Annotated in this window: 14 protein-coding genes; 4 read left to right on the top strand and 10 right to left on the bottom strand. The window is 73.9% G+C overall.

What is annotated here, in order from left to right; all coding sequences use genetic code 11:
• Positions 1–23 precede the first annotated feature (23 nt).
• From ACQP60_RS01630 to ACQP60_RS01610, 5 genes are all read right to left on the bottom strand, one after another.
• A complete protein-coding gene (locus tag ACQP60_RS01630) occupies positions 24–2,948 on the bottom strand; it encodes a molybdopterin-dependent oxidoreductase (RefSeq protein ID WP_429728084.1) in 2,925 nt (974 codons plus the stop codon).
• Positions 2,945–3,811 carry an FAD binding domain-containing protein gene (locus tag ACQP60_RS01625; RefSeq protein ID WP_429728083.1) on the bottom strand — a complete coding sequence of 289 codons (867 nt, stop codon included), beginning with the start codon at positions 3,809–3,811 and terminating at the stop codon, positions 2,945–2,947. Before ACQP60_RS01625 ends, ACQP60_RS01630 begins: the two co-directional genes overlap by 4 nt.
• On the bottom strand, positions 3,802–5,040 hold the full coding sequence (locus ACQP60_RS01620; protein ID WP_429728082.1) for an XdhC family protein: 1,239 nt from the start codon (positions 5,038–5,040) through the stop codon (positions 3,802–3,804). The genes ACQP60_RS01625 and ACQP60_RS01620 overlap by 10 nt, the downstream gene beginning before the upstream one ends.
• 62 nt (positions 5,041–5,102) lie before the next feature.
• A complete protein-coding gene (locus ACQP60_RS01615) occupies positions 5,103–6,587 on the bottom strand; it encodes an NCS2 family permease (RefSeq protein WP_429728773.1) in 1,485 nt (494 codons plus the stop codon).
• 33 nt (positions 6,588–6,620) lie between these two features.
• Entirely contained in the window at positions 6,621–7,172 is a 552-nt protein-coding gene (locus ACQP60_RS01610; protein WP_429728081.1) for a nucleoside deaminase, read from the bottom strand.
• A 438-nt stretch (positions 7,173–7,610) separates the two neighbouring features.
• On the opposite strand from ACQP60_RS01610, the gene ACQP60_RS01605 reads away from it, so the two are divergent.
• Entirely contained in the window at positions 7,611–8,537 is a 927-nt protein-coding gene (locus tag ACQP60_RS01605; RefSeq protein ID WP_429728080.1) for a sulfurtransferase, read from the top strand.
• 99 nt (positions 8,538–8,636) lie between these two features.
• The gene (locus ACQP60_RS01600) at positions 8,637–9,077 is read left to right on the top strand and encodes a SufE family protein (protein ID WP_429728079.1); all 441 of its coding nucleotides are present in this window, start codon (positions 8,637–8,639) and stop codon (positions 9,075–9,077) included.
• A gap of 26 nt (positions 9,078–9,103) precedes the next feature.
• Here the strand turns inward: ACQP60_RS01600 and ACQP60_RS01595 are convergent, their stop codons facing one another.
• Positions 9,104–9,451: a TFIIB-type zinc ribbon-containing protein gene (locus tag ACQP60_RS01595; RefSeq protein WP_429728078.1), complete on the bottom strand. Its 348-nt coding sequence runs from the start codon at positions 9,449–9,451 to the stop codon at positions 9,104–9,106.
• An 80-nt stretch (positions 9,452–9,531) separates the two neighbouring features.
• Here ACQP60_RS01595 and ACQP60_RS01590 point away from each other — a divergent pair, with 80 nt between their 5' ends.
• Entirely contained in the window at positions 9,532–9,918 is a 387-nt protein-coding gene (locus ACQP60_RS01590; RefSeq protein WP_429728077.1) for a universal stress protein, read from the top strand.
• Positions 9,919–10,010: 92 nt separating this feature from the next.
• Complete coding sequence (locus ACQP60_RS01585; RefSeq protein WP_429728076.1) at positions 10,011–11,426, top strand: alanine/glycine:cation symporter family protein; 1,416 nt, start codon at positions 10,011–10,013, stop codon at positions 11,424–11,426.
• Here ACQP60_RS01585 and ACQP60_RS01580 read toward each other — a convergent pair.
• From ACQP60_RS01580 to ACQP60_RS01565, 4 genes are read right to left on the bottom strand one after another with little or no spacing between them, the layout of a single operon-like run.
• Positions 11,380–12,753: a DUF2235 domain-containing protein gene (locus ACQP60_RS01580; RefSeq protein WP_429728075.1), complete on the bottom strand. Its 1,374-nt coding sequence runs from the start codon at positions 12,751–12,753 to the stop codon at positions 11,380–11,382. The genes ACQP60_RS01585 and ACQP60_RS01580 overlap by 47 nt on opposite strands.
• A gap of 53 nt (positions 12,754–12,806) precedes the next feature.
• Complete coding sequence (locus ACQP60_RS01575; RefSeq protein WP_429728771.1) at positions 12,807–13,733, bottom strand: NAD(P)-dependent oxidoreductase; 927 nt, start codon at positions 13,731–13,733, stop codon at positions 12,807–12,809.
• A 30-nt stretch (positions 13,734–13,763) separates the two neighbouring features.
• On the bottom strand, positions 13,764–14,540 hold the full coding sequence (locus ACQP60_RS01570; protein ID WP_429728073.1) for an amino acid ABC transporter ATP-binding protein: 777 nt from the start codon (positions 14,538–14,540) through the stop codon (positions 13,764–13,766).
• Positions 14,537–15,442 carry an amino acid ABC transporter permease gene (locus ACQP60_RS01565; RefSeq protein WP_429728071.1) on the bottom strand — a complete coding sequence of 302 codons (906 nt, stop codon included), beginning with the start codon at positions 15,440–15,442 and terminating at the stop codon, positions 14,537–14,539. Before ACQP60_RS01565 ends, ACQP60_RS01570 begins: the two co-directional genes overlap by 4 nt.

The following is a 15,442-nucleotide window of genomic DNA, read 5'->3' as shown; positions in this document are numbered from 1 at the left end:
GTGGGTGGGCCCACAACGTTCGGTCAGGGCGTCGCGGCGGTCTTGACGCCCAGGTAGACCCGGTCGCGCGAGAGCGGGAGCTCCGTGAACCGCACGCCCGTGGCGGCGCGCAGCGCGTTGGCGAGCGCCGGCGCGACAGGGTTGAACGGGCTCTCGCTCATGGACTTCGCCCCCATCGGCCCGGTGGAGTCCGAGGTCTGCGCGAAGTACACCTCGCTGCGCGGCACGTCCGCGAAGGTGGGCAGGTGGTACTGGCGGAAGATGTCGGTCGTGACGCGGCCGGCGTCGTCGATCACGACCTCCTCGTAGAGCGCGGCGCCGAGCGCCTGCGCGATGCCGCCCTCCACCTGGCCGCGGCACTGGCGCGGGTTGACGACCTCGCCGGCGTCGGCGGCCTGCACGCTCTGCAGGATGCGGATCTCGCCCGTGCCGCGGTGCACGGCCACGCGGAAGCCGTGCACGTTGAACGCCACCGACCGCGGGGTGCCGCCCCACCGCCCCTCGGCCTCGAGTCGCACGCCCGCGGCGCGGGCGTGCTGCGCCACCCTCGCGAGCGGCACCACCGCACCGGCCTCGTACTCGACGCCGCCGGGCACCAGGCGGCACTCGGCCGACGGCGTGCCGGTGAGCGACGACGCGACCACCCGCACCCGTTCGGCGAGCTCCGTGGCCGCCGCCAGCGACGCCTTGCCGGCCACCACCGTGCCGGTCGAGCCGAAGGCGCCGGTGTCGTGCTCCACGAGGTCGGTGTCGGACTGCTTCACCACGACGTCCGCGGCTCGCTGCCCCAGCGCGCTGGCGACGAGCTGCGCGTGCACGGTCGTGGTGCCGTTGCCGAACTCGGCGGTGCCGACCTCCGCCTCCACCACGCCGTCCGGGCGCAGCCGGGCGCGGGCGTGCGACACGTGCCCGCGCGGCGGCACGGTGTCGATCATCGACACCGCCGTGCCCTCGCCGACGCCCCACTCCTCGCCGAGCCACGGGCGCGACGGGTCGGCGGGGTCGGCGCCGTACGCGGCGACGTCGCGCGCGCGGCCGCGGGCCAGCGCGTCGTCGGCGAGCTCGATGCACTGGTCGAGGCCGTAGCTGCCGTACAGCACGTCCTCCTCGGGTTCCGGCCCCGTGGACAGCATCGGTACCCCGGGGTGCACGACGTTGCGGCGCCGCAGCTCGAGGGGGTCCATGCCGAGCTGCCTCGCGAGCTCGTCCATCGCGGACTCGACGGCGAAGATCATCTGGCTCAGCCCGTACCCGCGGAACGCGCCCGCAGGCAGCGTGTGCGTGTACACGCAGTGCGCGTCGACCTTCTTGTTCGCGCAGGTGTAGACGGCGATCGACTCGCCGCAGCCGTGGAACATCACGCCCGGGCCGTGGTTGCCGTACGCGCCCGTGTTGCTGAGCACGTCCAGGTGCAGCGCCGTGAGCGTGCCGTCGCGCCGGGCGCCCGCCCGGACCCGGATGCGGAACGGGTGGCGCGTCGTCGTGCCGACGAAGGTGTCCGTGCGGGTGAGCTCCAGCTGGACCGGGCGGCCGAGCTTGAGGGCGGCAAGCCCGGCGACGTCCTCGATGAGCACCTCCTGCTTGCCGCCGAAGCCGCCGCCGACGCGCTCGCACACGACGCGCACGCGGTCCATCGGCAGGTCCAGCACCCGCGCCAGGTGGCGGCGGGCGAGGTACGGCACCTGGGTCGAGGACCGCACGACGAGGCGCCCGTCGTCGTCGAACGACGCGATCGCGGCGTGCGTCTCGAGGGCGGCGTTCTGCACCCGCTGCGTGCGGTAGGTCGCTTCGTGCACGATGTCGGCCTCCGCGAGGCCCGCCTCGACGTCGCCCAGCTCGCTGTGCAGCTCCGCGACGACGTTCGCCTCGGGGCGCGAGACCCGGGCGGTCGCGGCGTCGAGGTCCGGGTGCACGAGCGGGGCGCCGGGCGCCATCGCCTGCTCCGGGTCGATCAGCGCGGGCAGCACCTCGTACTCGACGCGCAGGCGCCGCACGCCCTCCTCCGCCGCGGCGACCGAGTCCGCGACGACGGCGGCCACGCGCTGCCCGACGTACCGGACCACGTCGTCGAGGATCCGGGTGTCGTCGGGGTCGTCCGTCCACAGCTCGTGCTGGGCCGTGCTGAACCGGGCGGCGGGCGCGTCCTCGTGCGTGAGCACGGCCCGCACCCCGGGCACCGCCAGCGCGGCCGAGGCGTCGATCGACACGATGCGCGCGTGTGCGTGCGGCGACCGCGCCAGCTTGAGGTGCAGCAGACCGGGGTACGCCTCCGGGTCGACGTCGAGCGTGTAGCGCACCTGGCCGGTGACCACGCCCCGGCTCGCGGGCGCGGGCTCCGAGGTGCCGAACGCGGAGGCTGTCGCCCCCGCGTCCTCGCCGCGCGCGTGCGCCGCGCTCCACCCGTCCTGCGCCGTGTCGCAGGCGGCAGCGCCCGCGGGGTGCGCCGTGCCGCAGACGTCGCCGCCGAGCACCGCGTCGGCGACCGCCCGGTAGCCCGTGCAGCGGCACAGGTTGCCCTTGAGGCTGCGGGGCAGGTTCGCGCGCTGGTCGTCGTCGAACGTGGCGGCCGTCATGATCATGCCCGCGGTGCAGAAGCCACACTGGAAGCCCTGCGCGTCGTGGAAGCGCTGCTGCACGGGGTGCAGCCCGTCCGCCGTCGGCTCCTCGGCCGTGGCCGCGAGGCCCCCGATCGTCGTCACCTCGCGCCCGGCGGCGCGGCGCGCGGGGTACACGCAGCTGTGCACCGGCACGCCGTCCACGTGCACGGTGCACGCCCCGCAGTCGCCGCCGTCGCAGCCCTTCTTCACCCCGAGCGAACCCTGCTCGCGCAGGAAGGTGCGTAGGCACTGGCCGGCCCGCGGGACGGCGTCCACGTCGCGGCCGTCGACGCGCAGCACGGGCGCGGCCGCCGGGGGCGGGGTCGTGGGGCGGGTGGTCGCGTCGGTCATCGCCGGCCTCCGTCGGTGGTGCGGGTCGTCAGCTCGGCGCGGATCTCCTCCGCGAGCCGGTAGGTCATGTCGCGGCGCCACTCGGGCAGGCCGTGGATGTCGTCGTGGTAGAGCCCGGACGGGATCGCGGCGTCGATCGCGGCGACCAGGCCGGCGGCGTCGGGGTGCGCGCCGGCGGGGAACCGCAGCTGCACGGGCCGGCGGGTCGACGCGGTCACGGTGATCACGAGCTCGCCGCCGTCGTCCGGCGCGTCGAGGCGGCCGATCAGCAGCACCCCGGAGCGCCCGAGGTTCGACAGCGACAGCCGCCGGAACGCCGTCCGGGCACGCAGCGCGGCCGCGGGGATCCGGATCGCGCGCAGCAGCTCGCCCGGGACGAGGGTGTTGCGCATCTCGCCGGTGACCAGCTCGGCCACGGGCTGGGTACGTCGCGTGCCGCCCGGCCCCCACACCTCGGCGACGCCGTCGAGCGCCGCGGTGAGCGACGTCATCGGGCCGGCGGGCAGCGACGTCGCGACGTTGCCCCCCACGGTCGAGGTGTTCCAGATCTTGAAGGACGCGACGAACGCGTCGCAGCACGGGCGCACGAGGTCCAGCGCGCGCCACGCGTCGCGCACCGGGACCGACGCCGGAGCCTCCGGGAACACGTACAGCTCCGCGACCGTGCAGGTCGCGGCGATCTCCAGGCCCGCGTCGGTCACCGTGAGGGCCGGCCAGCCGGCGCTCGTGAGGTCGAGCAGGCGGCGCAGCGTCTGGCTGCCGTACGAGAACAGGACGGTGCCGCCGGCCAGCCACGCGTCGCCCTCGCGCCAGTCGGCGGGGTCGGCCGTGGGGACCAGGTCGGTGACGGTGTTCATGTCCACCGGGGGTGCTCCTTGGTTCGGGTGGTGCCGGGCGTCGTGCCGGCGGTGGTGCTGCGGGCCGCGTGCAGCGGCCCGTCGGTACGGCTGAGGGGGACGGCAGCGTCGCGCCCGTAGCGCACGGCGACGAGCTCCGCGACGACCGACACGGCCACCTCCTCTGGCGTCACCGCCCCGAGGTCCAGGCCGATCGGCGAGCGCAGCCGGGCCAGCTGGTCGGGGGTCACGCCCTCGTCGTGCAGGGCCTGCAGCCGCTGCGCGTGCGAGCGGCGCGAGCCCATCGCGCCCACGTACGCGAGCGGCAGCCCCAGCGCGAGCCGAAGCGTCGGGACGTCGAACTTCACGTCGTGGGTGAGGACGGCGACGGCGGTGCGGCCGTCGAGCCGGCCCTCGGCCGCCTCGGCGGCGAGGTACCGGTCGGGCCAGTCCACGACCACCTCGTCGGCCTGCGGGAACCGCCGGGGCGCGGCGAACACCTCGCGGGCGTCGACGAGCGTCACGTGGTACCCGAGCAGGTGCACGGCGCGCACGAGGGCGCCGGCGAAGTCGTTGGCGCCGACGACGACGAACCGCGGCGGCGGCAGGCGCGTCTCGACGAGCAGCGTGACGGGCTCCTCCGGCTCGCCCTCGCACGCGCCGTCGCGCACGCCGGGGGCCGCGTGCACGGTGGCGGCGCCACCCGCGCGCAGCACGGCCGCGACCTGCGCGGACACTGCCGGCAGCGCGCCGTCGTCCACCAGTCCCCGCAGCGAGTTGTCAGGACCAGCGCCGGGTATACCGCTCCCTCGCCCTGACAGGTCGTCGAGGAGGACGGCGGTGGGCCGCGCGACGTCGAGGCGGCGGACGAGCGCGGCGGGTGCGCCACGACCCGCCGCCAGGCGGGCGAGGGCGACGGCGGCGGGGTCGCCGTCGTCGCCGGGCCGCACGGGCTGCACGTGCACCTCGAGGCTGCCGCCGCAGGTGAGCCCGACGGCGAACGCGTCGTCGTCGGAGTAGCCGAAGGTCTCGCGGTGGCACTCGCCGACGGCGATCGCGTCGAGGGCGGCCGCGTGCACGGCCGCCTCCACGCAGCCGCCGGAGAGGCTGCCGATGACGGCGCCGTCGGCGCGCACGGCCATCGCCGTGCCGACGGGCCGCGGCACCGAGCCGGACGCGCCGACCACCGTGGCGACGGCGAACGACGGCACGCCGGGCTCGAGCCACTCGGTGAGCTGGTCGACCAGGGTGAGCATCGCTGGTTCCCTCCCCGCCGGTCGGGCCTGCCGGGTCGCGGCAGGCCCGACCGACGTCGTCGTCAGGCTCCGAGCGCCGCCGAGAGCGGCCCGCGCACGAAGTACACGAGGAAGCCCGCGGCGACCACCCACAGCAGCGGGTGCACCTCGCGCGCCCGACCGCAGGCGAACCGCAGCAGCACCCACGTGATGAAGCCGATCCCGATCCCGTTGGCGATGGAGTACGTCAACGGCATCGTCACGACCGTGAGGAACACCGGCAGGGCGACGGAGAAGTCGCCCAGGTCGATCTCCTTGATCTCTCGCATCATCATCGCGCCGACCACGACGAGGGCGCCGCTGGCGACCTCGATCGGGACGACCGCGGTGAGCGGCGTGAGGAACATGGCGGCCAGGAACAGCGCGCCGGTCACGACCGACGCCAGGCCGGTGCGTGCCCCCTCGCCGACGCCCGCCGCCGAGTCGACGAACACCGTGTTCGACGACGACGACGTCGCGCCGCCCACGACGGCGCCCACGCCCTCGACGACCAGCGCCGACTTGATCCGCGGGAAGTTCCCGTCGGCGTCGGCGAGCCCGCCCTGCTTGGCCAGGCCTGTCATCGTGCCCATCGCGTCGAAGAAGTTCGTGAAGAACAGCGTGAACACGAGCATCGTGGCGGCGAGCGCCCCGATGCGGTCGAAGGCGCCGAGGCTGAACTGCCCCAGCAGGGACAGGTCCGGCACCGAGACCAGGGTGTCCGGCAGCGCGGGCACCGACAGGCTCCAGCCGCCCGGGTTGTCCGCGCTCGCGGGGCCGAGCTTGACCACGGCCTCCACGACGATCGCGACGACCGTCGTGGCGACCAGCCCGATGAGCAGGCCGCCCTTGACCTTGCGCGCCACGAGGATGCCCATGAGCAGCAGGCCGAAGACGAAGATCATCGTCGGGACGGTCGTGATCGACCCCCCGTCGCCGAGCTGCACCGGCGGGCCGCCCTCGGTGGGAGTGACGAAGCCAGCGTCGACGAAGCCGATGAAGGCGATGAACAGCCCGATGCCGACCGTGATGGCCGCCTTGAGCTGGCGCGGGACGGCGTTGAAGATCGCCGACCGCGCACCGGTCGCGGCGAGCAGCACGATGAGCAGGCCGTTGATGAGCACGAGGCCCATCGCCTCGGGCCAGGTGACGTCGCCGACCACGGCCACGGCGAGGAACGAGTTGATCCCCAGCCCGGCCGCGAGCGCGAACGGGAGGTTCGCGACGAGGCCGAACAGGATGGTGAGCACGCCTGCGGCGAGGCCGGTGACGGCGCCCACCTGGGCCGTCGCGAGCCAGCCGCCCGCGACGTCGGTGGGGGCGTTCTCGGCGCTGGTGCCGCCGAGGATCAGGGGGTTGAGGATGACGATGTACGCCATCGCGAAGAAGGTCACCAGCCCGCCACGGATCTCGCGTCCCGTGGTGGAGCCTCGTTCGGTGATCTTGAACAGCCGCTCCAGCAGGCCGCGGCGGGCGCTGGTGGGGGGCGTCTTGTCGTTCTCGGCGGTGTCCCGCCGGGTTCCCAGGATGGTCACGTCGTTGTGTCCTTTCCGGCCCGCGGGTCAGTAGTCGATGCGGGTCTCGAGGACACGCCACGCGTCGAAGGGCGCGACGGCGCTGCCGGTGCGCTCGTGCCGCACCGTCATGACTTCGCCGGCGGTCCGGGTCTCGGGCAGGTCGTGGAGGCGGGCGGCGAAGAAGTCGTAGAACACGGCGTCGTCGAACCCCGCCTCGGCCGCGTCGTGGCGGTCGGCGGCGAAGTACACGGCGTCCACGCGCGCCCACAGGGCGGAGGCGAGGCACATGGGGCACGGCTCGCAGCTCGAGTACAGGACGGCCCCCGAGAGGTCGAACGTGCCGAGCTCGGCGCACGCCCGCCGGATGGCGGTGACCTCCGCGTGCGCGGTGGGGTCGTTGTCCTGGGTGACGCGGTTGTTCCCTTCGATGACGCGGCCGTCACGGGTGACGACGACGGCTCCGAAGGGTCCGCCCGCGTTCGCCACGCTGTCGACGGCCAGGGAGACGGCCTTCTCGAGGTGTGCTGCGGCCGGATGGACGGCCGGAGCAACGGCCGTGCTGGGTGCCTGGGTGTTGATCACGGCATTGCGGTCCATGGTGAGTCTCCACGGTTCGGGCAGCGGCCCCCGGGTGCTCGGGTCCGTCGGCCCCTCGAGGTCCCGGTGAACACCGGGCGCTCGGCGGGTCGCTGCAGGCGAGTTGTCCTTCATGCCGCCTGGTAGATAGCTGCCGGTGTCGGATCGATCTCGTCGACCACCGCACGTGCGTCGACGTCGACGTCCGTGCGGCCCGGGCCCGCCGTAGGCAAGCGCGACGCTAACACTCGGTGACCTACGACACAAGCATTTTTGGAATCACAATTCCGTATCGCGGGTGTTTCGCACGGGTGAACCGCGTCTCGCATCGTGGTCCCACATGATGGACACGGGCTGTCGCTGCTGGTGGTGCAGTTCCTAGAGTGTCCAGGGACCCGAGCGGTCGCGACCCACCGCACCCCGGTCGGCGTCCGGACGCCGCACAGATGGAGGAACCTCATGCCCGCACCCACCGACCCGACGCCGCGCCTCGCCGAGTACGCGCACCCCGAGCGCCTCGTGACGACGTCATGGCTCGCCGAGAACCTCGACACCCCGGGCCTGGTGGTCGTGGAGTCCGACGAGGACGTCCTCCTCTACGAGACCGGCCACATCCCCGGCGCCGTGAAGATCGACTGGCACACCGACCTGCTGCAGCCGGTCGAGCGCGACTACCTCGACGGCGCCGGCTTCGCCGACCTGCTCGCGAGCCGCGGCATCTCCCGCGACACGACGATCGTGCTGTACGGCGACAAGAACAACTGGTGGGCCGCGTACACCGCGTGGGTCTTCACGCTGTTCGGCCACGAGGACGTCCGCCTGCTCGACGGCGGCCGCAACCTGTGGGTGGCCGAGGGCCGCGAGCTCACCACCGACGTGCCCTCCCCCGCCCGCGGCGACTATCCCGTCGTCGAGCGCGACGACCGCACGTTCCGCGCCTTCAAGGAGGACGTGCTGGCCCACCTCGGCAACGGCCCGCTGGTGGACATCCGCTCCCCGCAGGAGTTCTCCGGCGAGCGCCTGCACATCCCGGACTACCCGGAGGAGGGCGTGCTGCGCGGCGGCCACATCCCGTCGGCGCGCAACGTGCCCTGGGCCACCGCGGTCGCCGAGGACGGCACCTACAAGCCGCGCGCCGAGCTCGAGGCGATCTACCAGGAGGGCGGCCTCGGCCTCACCGCCGACGACTCCGTGATCACGTACTGCCGCATCGGCGAGCGCTCCAGCCACACCTGGTTCGCGCTGCGCTACCTGCTCGGCATCGACGACGTGCGCAACTACGACGGCTCCTGGACCGAGTGGGGCAACGCCGTGCGCGTCCCGATCGTCGCCGGCGCGGAGCCCGGCGACGTCCCCGCGAGCGTCAAGCAGCAGCAGGCCGCCTGACGGACCGACCGGACACGACGACGCGCTCGAGCCGGTCCGGACCTTCCGCGGTCCGGACCGGCTCGACCGGCGTCCGGCCTCCTACGAGAGACTGGGACCATGACCGACGCCGCACCCCTGCCCGAGCCGCTCGCCGAGATCCGCGAGGAGTTCCTCGCCCTCCCGGAGCGTGAGCGGCTCCAGCTGCTGCTCGAGTTCTCCCGCGAGCTGCCGGGCCTGCCGCCGCGGTACGAGAGCGCGCCCGGCCTGCTCGAGGCCGTCGAGGAGTGCCAGTCCCCCGTGCGCGCGTTCGCGGAGGTCGACGGCGACGTCGTGCACTTCTACGCGACCGCGCCGCAGGAGGCGCCCACCACCCGCGGGTTCGCGTCGATCCTCGCGCAGGGGCTGTCCGGTCTCTCGCCGCAGCAGGTGCTGGACGTGCCCGACGACTTCCCGCTGATGATCGGGCTCACCCGCGCGGTCAGCCCGCTGCGCCTCAACGGCATGGCGGGCATGCTCACCCGCGCCAAGCGGCAGGTGCGCGAGCAGCTCGCCGCCTGACGTCCCCCGCCCGACGTCGGCCGCGCTCAGAAGTCGAACAGGTCCCCGAGGAACGACTCCTTCTTCTTGCGCTTGCGGTAGCCGTCGTCGTACCGCCTGTCGTCGCGGCGGCGGTCGTCGTAACGGCGGTCGTCGTAGCGCTTCTCGTCGTACCGGCGGTCGTCGTAGCGCCGCTCGTCGTACGACGCCGGCGCGGGCGCGGGCGGCAGGGGACCGCGCGCCTCGGCGGCGATCTCCGACTCGAGGGACCGTTCGATGATCTTGTCCAGCTCGCCGCGGTCGAGCCACACGCCCCGGCACTGCGGGCAGTAGTCGATCTCGATCCCCTTGCGCTCGGACATCACGAGGACGGACTGGTCGTGGGGGCACTGCATGGTGCGCTGCTCCTTCGTCGGCTGGTGGGGTCAACGGGTCGGACCGGCGCGAGGTTCCCTCCGTGTGCGAGAGTGTGCGCATGACGGTGCTCGTGGCCTACAACCCGTCGCCCCACGGTGAGGCGGCCGTCCGGACGGCGATCGCGGAGGCGACCCGGCGCGGGCTCCCCCTGCACGTGGTCCACCTGGCACGGTCGGACGACCCCGCCGACGGCGACCCCCTCGACGGCCTCCTCGCCGAGGCCTCCCAGACCATCGAGGTCCAGCCGGTCACCCGCCGGCCCTCCGGCACCGAGCCCGCGGACGCGATCCTCGACGCCGCCGAGGCCTCCGACGCGACGCTCGTCGTCCTCGGCTCCCGCAAGCGGTCCAGCGCGGGCACGTTCCTCGTGGGCACGACGACGCAGCGGGTGCTGCTGGACTCCCCCGTCCCCGTGCTCGTCGTCAAGGACGCGTACGACTCCTGACGGCCCGCCGTCCCGTCGACCCGACCGTCGACCACCGACACGCGCCGCGAACCGACGACGCGTGACCGGCGCAACGGGTTACGGTGCGCGGCGTGGATTCCTTCGCTGACTTCATCGCCGCAGCCAGCTCCTTCGTCTGGGGCCCGTTCCTCCTCATCCCGTTGCTGCTGGGCACGGGCCTGTACCTCACCGTCCGGCTCAAGGGCCTGCAGTTCCGCAAGCTCGGGCCCGCCCTGCGGCTCGGGCTGCTGCAGCGCAAGGAGTCCTCGGCGGGCGAGGGCGACGGCGAGGGCGACATCTCCCACTACCAGGCGCTGACCACCGCGCTCGCCGCCACCGTCGGCGTCGGCAACATCGCCGGCGTCGCGACCGCCATCGGGATCGGCGGCCCCGGAGCCCTGTTCTGGATGTGGGTCACCGGCCTGCTGGGCATGGCGTCCAAGTACTCCGAGGCGTTCCTCGGCTCGAAGTTCCGCGTCGTCGACGAGAAGGGCGAGCAGCGCGGCGGTCCGCAGGAGTACCTCAAGCGGGGCATCCGTGGCCCGCTGGGCACGATCCTCGCCGTTGCGTTCGCCGTCTTCGCCGCGCTCGCCGCGTTCGGCATCGGCAACATGACGCAGACCAACACCATCGCGCAGTCCCTCGACGACACGTTCGGCGTCCCGCCGCTGGCGACCGGCATCGTCATCGTGCTGTTCGTGGGCGTGGTGCTGCTCGGCGGCATCAAGCGGATCGGCGCGGTCACGGCGTCGTTCGTGCCGATGATGATCGTCTTCTACATCGTGGCCGGGCTCCTGGTGCTGGGGGCGAACGTCACCGCGATCCCGGACGCCTTCGCCCTCGTGTTCACGGACGCGTTCACGGGCACCGCGGCCACGGGCGGCTTCGTCGGCTCCACCGTGGCCCTGGCGCTGCAGTACGGCGTCGCGCGCGGCCTGTTCTCCAACGAGTCCGGCCTGGGGTCGGCCGCCATCGTGGCGGCCGCGGCCAAGACGCACCACCCGGTGCGCCAGGGCCTGGTGTCGATGACGCAGACCTTCATCGACACGATCATCGTCGTGTCGTTCACGGGCCTCGTCATCATCACGTCCGGCGCGTGGACCACGGGCGAGGAGGGCGCCGCGATGACGTCGACGGCGATGTCGTCCGGCCCGCTCGCGCAGTTCGGCGGCGCCGTCGTCGCGATCGCCGTCGTCTTCTTCGCGCTCTCGACGGTGATCGGGTGGGCGTACTACGGCGAGCGGTGCGCCACGTCGCTCTTCGGCATCAAGGTCTCGCTGCCGTACCGCGCGATCTTCACGCTCGTGTGCCTCGTCGGGGCCGTCTGGGAGCTGGACCTCGTGTGGGGCGTGGCCGACGTCCTCAACGGGCTGATGGCGCTGCCGAACCTCGTCGGGCTGCTCCTGCTGTCGGGGCTCATCGCGCGGGAGACCAAGGCCTACCTCGCGAAGGACCCCGACCTCACCGACCCGCCGGCAGCGCTCGAGGACTTCGCACCGGCTCGATGACGTCGTCGCCGGGCACGACGAACGGCCGCAGGTCACCGCGCGCGGCGTCCACCTGCTCGACGGGCACACGCTCCACGCCCCCGGCCTCGGTGATCCACCAGCCGAGGTTGGGGGCGAGGGCCGCGTAGCCGTCGCGCAGCACGTGCCGCAGCACGGTGTCCGCGAGGCGCACCCCGTCGCGCCACGCACCGACGACCTGCGCGGACACGCCGTCGTGCGCGGTGATGCCGGTGGTGAGCTCCGCCGGGGACGACGCGGACGACGACGTCGCCGGCAGCGCGAGGACCCGCAGGCCGCGGCGGAACACGAGGCGGCCGTCGACCGTCGCGTAGCGCGGCCGCACGCGGGTGACCGCGTTGAGGATGCGGAACGGCCACGGCGGGGCCTGGTCCAGGATCAGCGGGGCGCGCGGGCTGAGCTGGCGCGCGAGCCGGTGCTCGTCGAACTGCACGCCGACGGCGCGCATCTCGGCGGCCATCCACTGCAGCGCGACGTCGGACAGGCCGCAGCGAGCGCCGCCGCCGCCCACGTCGCCGTGGGTGCCCGGGAACCACACCTGCTCCACGCGGCCGGGCGGGTCGTCGTCGGGCACGGTCCACAGGCAGGGCGCGAAGGTCAGCCGACGCTCGTCGATCGCGAGCGCCTGCCGCGCGGTGAGCACGGCGGGCGAGAGGGAGACGTCGTGGAAGCGGTTCTTGCGCCGCGACGGCCCGGGGACGCCCAGCGCGCCGACCGTGTCGAAGACGCCCAGGAAGCGGACCGGGACCTCGATCCCGTGCTCCGCCCGGAACGCCTCCTTCTCCGCCCGGACGTCGTCGCCCTGCCGCAGCACGGCCTCCGCCCGACGGCGCCGCCACGACCCGGGCCGCGTGCGCGCCACCGTGCGCTTCGCCCTCGCGACGCGCCGCGCCGTCGGCGGCTTGAGGCGGTAGACGCGCTCCGCCTCGCACAGCAGACCGGCGTCCTGCGCCTCCACCGTGAGCAGACCCACCTGCGAGAGCATCCCCACGACGCTGCGCGCCGTGTACGCCCCGCGGGAGTAGCCGAGCACGACGATCTCGTCACCGGGCTCGTAGTTCATGGCCAGGAACCGGTAGCCGTCGATCACGTTGCGGGTGAACCCGTACCCGAACGCGCCGCCCAGCAGCTGGTCCACGAGGTAGCCGCGGGCGCCGACGCCCGCCACGTAGCCGACGATCTGCTCGACGTCGGGGTCCGCGCTCCCGCCGGAGCGCAGCACGGACCGCGCGATCTTCTCGATGTTGGACACCTGCGGGTTCACCGCGTGGCTCCACGTCCCGTCGCAGCACAGCACCAGTCGCTTCATGTCGTCCCCTCCATGTACCTCGGAGGGGGGCGAGGAGCTGCTGATACGCAGCGTCAGACGACGACGCGGATGACGGCGCTGTGGTCCAGCTCCGCGTCCCCGCGGTCGACCATCTGCTGGTAGCGGTCGCGGGCGACCTGCGTCAGCGCGGTGTCGACGCCGAGCTGCCGCCCGGCCGCGAGGCCGAACTCGAGGTCCTTGAGCTGGGTCCGGCACGCGCCGCCGTGCGCGTAGTCGCCCGTGAGGTAGCGCCGCGACTTGTCGGTGAGCAGCTGCGAGCCGGCGAGGCCCGCGCCCAGCACCTCGAGCACGGTGGCGAGGTCCAGGCCGCCGGCCTGCGCGATGGCGACCGCCTCGGCCAGCGCGTTGAGGGTGCCGCCCACGACGATCTGGTTGCACGTCTTGGTGAGCGACCCCGCGCCGACCGGGCCGAGGTGACGCACCGTCGAGCCCATCGCCTCCAGCACGGGCCGGACCGTCGCGACGTCGTCGTCCGCGCCGCCCGCCATGATGCTCAGGCTGCCGGCCGCCGCGCCCTCGACGCCGCCGCTCACGGGCGCGTCCACCAGGCGGATGCCGTCGGCCGCGAGCTCCTCCGCCCAGGCCTTGACCTCGACCGGGCTCACCGTGCTCATCACCACCAGCACCGGGTCCGTGGTGCCCGCCGCGTGCCACCCCTCCCGCAGCCCGTCCGGCCGGTCGACGACGTCCCGCACCTGCGGCAGGTCCGGCAGCATCACGACCACCACCGGACGCGCCACCTCCGCCGGCGTCGCCGCGACCGTCGCGCGGGCCTCACCCTCGGCGACCGCCTCCGCCTTCGCGGCCGTTCGGTTCCACAGCGCGACGTCGAACCCCGCCGCCAGCACGTTCCGCGCCATCGGCGCCCCCATCGGCCCCGTGCCGACGAACCCGATCGTCGTCCCCTGCATCCGTGACCCCCCTGTCGCCCTCGCCGATGATGTCCTCGGCCGGCTCAGGCTACGGGAGCCGGTGAGCTGCCGGTCCCCTCAGCCCAGCCGCCGCAGGAACTCGCGCGTGCGCTGCTCCCGCGGGTCGCCGAGCACCTGCTGGGGCGTGCCGCGCTCGTGCACGCGCCCGGCGTGCAGGAAGACCACCTCGTCGGCGACCTCGCGCGCGAAGCCCATCTCGTGCGTGGCGACGAGCATCGTCGTCGGCCGCCCGTCGACGCCCTCGCTGCGCAGGGACAGCAGGAGGTCGAGCACCTCCCCCACCAGCTCGGGGTCGAGGGCGGAGGTCACCTCGTCGAGCAGGAGCAGCTCGGGCCCGTTGACCAGCGCGCGGGCGATGGCCGCACGCTGCTGCTGCCCGCCGGAGAGCTGGTCGGGGTAGGCGCGGGCCTTGTCCGCGAGGCCGACGCGCTCGAGCATCGCCAGCGCCGCCTCCTCGGCCGCGGCGCGCGGCACCCCGTGCACGACGCGCGGTGCCAGCGTCACGTTGTCGAGCACCCGCAGGTGCGGGAAGAGGTTGTACTGCTGGAACACCATCGCGAGGCGGGCGCGCACGGCGTCGGCGTCCACCCACGGGTCGGCGACGTCCTCGCCGTCGAGCAGCACCTGGCCGTCGTCGACCTCCTCGAGCAGGTCGACCACGCGCAGCAGAGTGGACTTGCCGGAGCCGGACGACCCGACCACGACGACGCACGACCCGGCGGCGACGTCGAGGTCGACGCCGTCGAGCACGACCTTGCGCCCCTCCCCCGCGCCGAAGGACTTGCGGACGCCGCGCAGCGACAGCAGCGGCGCCCCGGGCACGACGGCGCTCATCGCACCACCCCCGCGCCCGCGACGCCGCGCAGCTCGCCGCGCCAGCCCTGCCGTGCGGACCAGGCGTCGACGAGGCGCGTGAGCGGGATCGAGATCGCGAGGAACAGCAGGCCCGCGACCACGTAGGGCGTGAAGTTGTAGTCCCCGGTGGTGGCGATCTGGGCGGCGCGGATGGCGTCGACGGCGCCGAGGATCGAGATGAGGCCGGAGTCCTTCTGCAGCGACACGAGCATGCTGGCCACGGGCGCGGTGACGTTGCGGACCGCCTGCGGCAGCACGACGCGCCACGTCGCCTGCCCGCGGGTCAGCCCGAGCGACCGGGCGGCCGCCACCTGCGACGGGTGCACCGCCTCGATGCCCGCGCGGAAGATCTCCGCGAGGTACGCCGTGTAGCAGACGACGATCGACAGGCCGCCGAGGAACGCGGCGTCCATCGGCAGCCACGGCAGCCGCAGCGCGGGCAGGCCGAAGCCCACCAGCAGCAGCACGAGCAGCAGCGGAACGCCACGGAACACGTCCACGTACGCGACGGCGAGCATCCGCACCGGGAACAGCGCCGGGACGCGGGAGGTGCGCACGACGGCGAGGAGCAGGCCCAGCACCAGGCCGACGACGCTCGCCACGACCCAGACCCGCAGGTTGAGCCACAGCCCCGCCGCGACCTCCGGCAGCACCTCCCAGGCGCGCTCCGGGGAGAAGAACGCCTCGCGCGCCCGCTCCCAGCCGGGCGCCGTCGTCACGACGTACACGACGGCGGCGACCACGAGCACGGTCGCGACGCCCGCGACCAGCAGCGCCCGGCGGTGCTGCGCCCGCCGGTAGGCCGCGCGGGCACGCGCCCGCTCCGACGGCTGCCAGCCGCCGGTCGGCGTCGTCGCAGGTCCGGTCGTCGGGTCGCTCAC

It is taken from the genome of Isoptericola variabilis (assembly GCF_050311655.1).
In the GTDB taxonomy this organism is placed as follows: Bacteria; Actinomycetota; Actinomycetes; order Actinomycetales; family Cellulomonadaceae; genus Isoptericola; species Isoptericola variabilis.
Note: the sequence above shows the minus strand (reverse complement) of the source record. Positions and strands in the feature narration are given on the sequence as shown.

Coding starts and splice junctions, on each gene's coding strand:
- ACQP60_RS01630 (WP_429728084.1), bottom strand. CDS start 2,948: ATGACCGACGCGACCACCCGCCCCACGACCCCGCCCCCGGCGGCCGCG.
- ACQP60_RS01620 (WP_429728082.1), bottom strand. CDS start 5,040: ATGCTCACCCTGGTCGACCAGCTCACCGAGTGGCTCGAGCCCGGCGTG.
- ACQP60_RS01610 (WP_429728081.1), bottom strand. CDS start 7,172: ATGGACCGCAATGCCGTGATCAACACCCAGGCACCCAGCACGGCCGTT.
- ACQP60_RS01605 (WP_429728080.1), top strand. CDS start 7,611: ATGCCCGCACCCACCGACCCGACGCCGCGCCTCGCCGAGTACGCGCAC.
- ACQP60_RS01600 (WP_429728079.1), top strand. CDS start 8,637: ATGACCGACGCCGCACCCCTGCCCGAGCCGCTCGCCGAGATCCGCGAG.
- ACQP60_RS01595 (WP_429728078.1), bottom strand. CDS start 9,451: ATGCAGTGCCCCCACGACCAGTCCGTCCTCGTGATGTCCGAGCGCAAG.
- ACQP60_RS01590 (WP_429728077.1), top strand. CDS start 9,532: ATGACGGTGCTCGTGGCCTACAACCCGTCGCCCCACGGTGAGGCGGCC.
- ACQP60_RS01580 (WP_429728075.1), bottom strand. CDS start 12,753: ATGAAGCGACTGGTGCTGTGCTGCGACGGGACGTGGAGCCACGCGGTG.
- ACQP60_RS01570 (WP_429728073.1), bottom strand. CDS start 14,540: ATGAGCGCCGTCGTGCCCGGGGCGCCGCTGCTGTCGCTGCGCGGCGTC.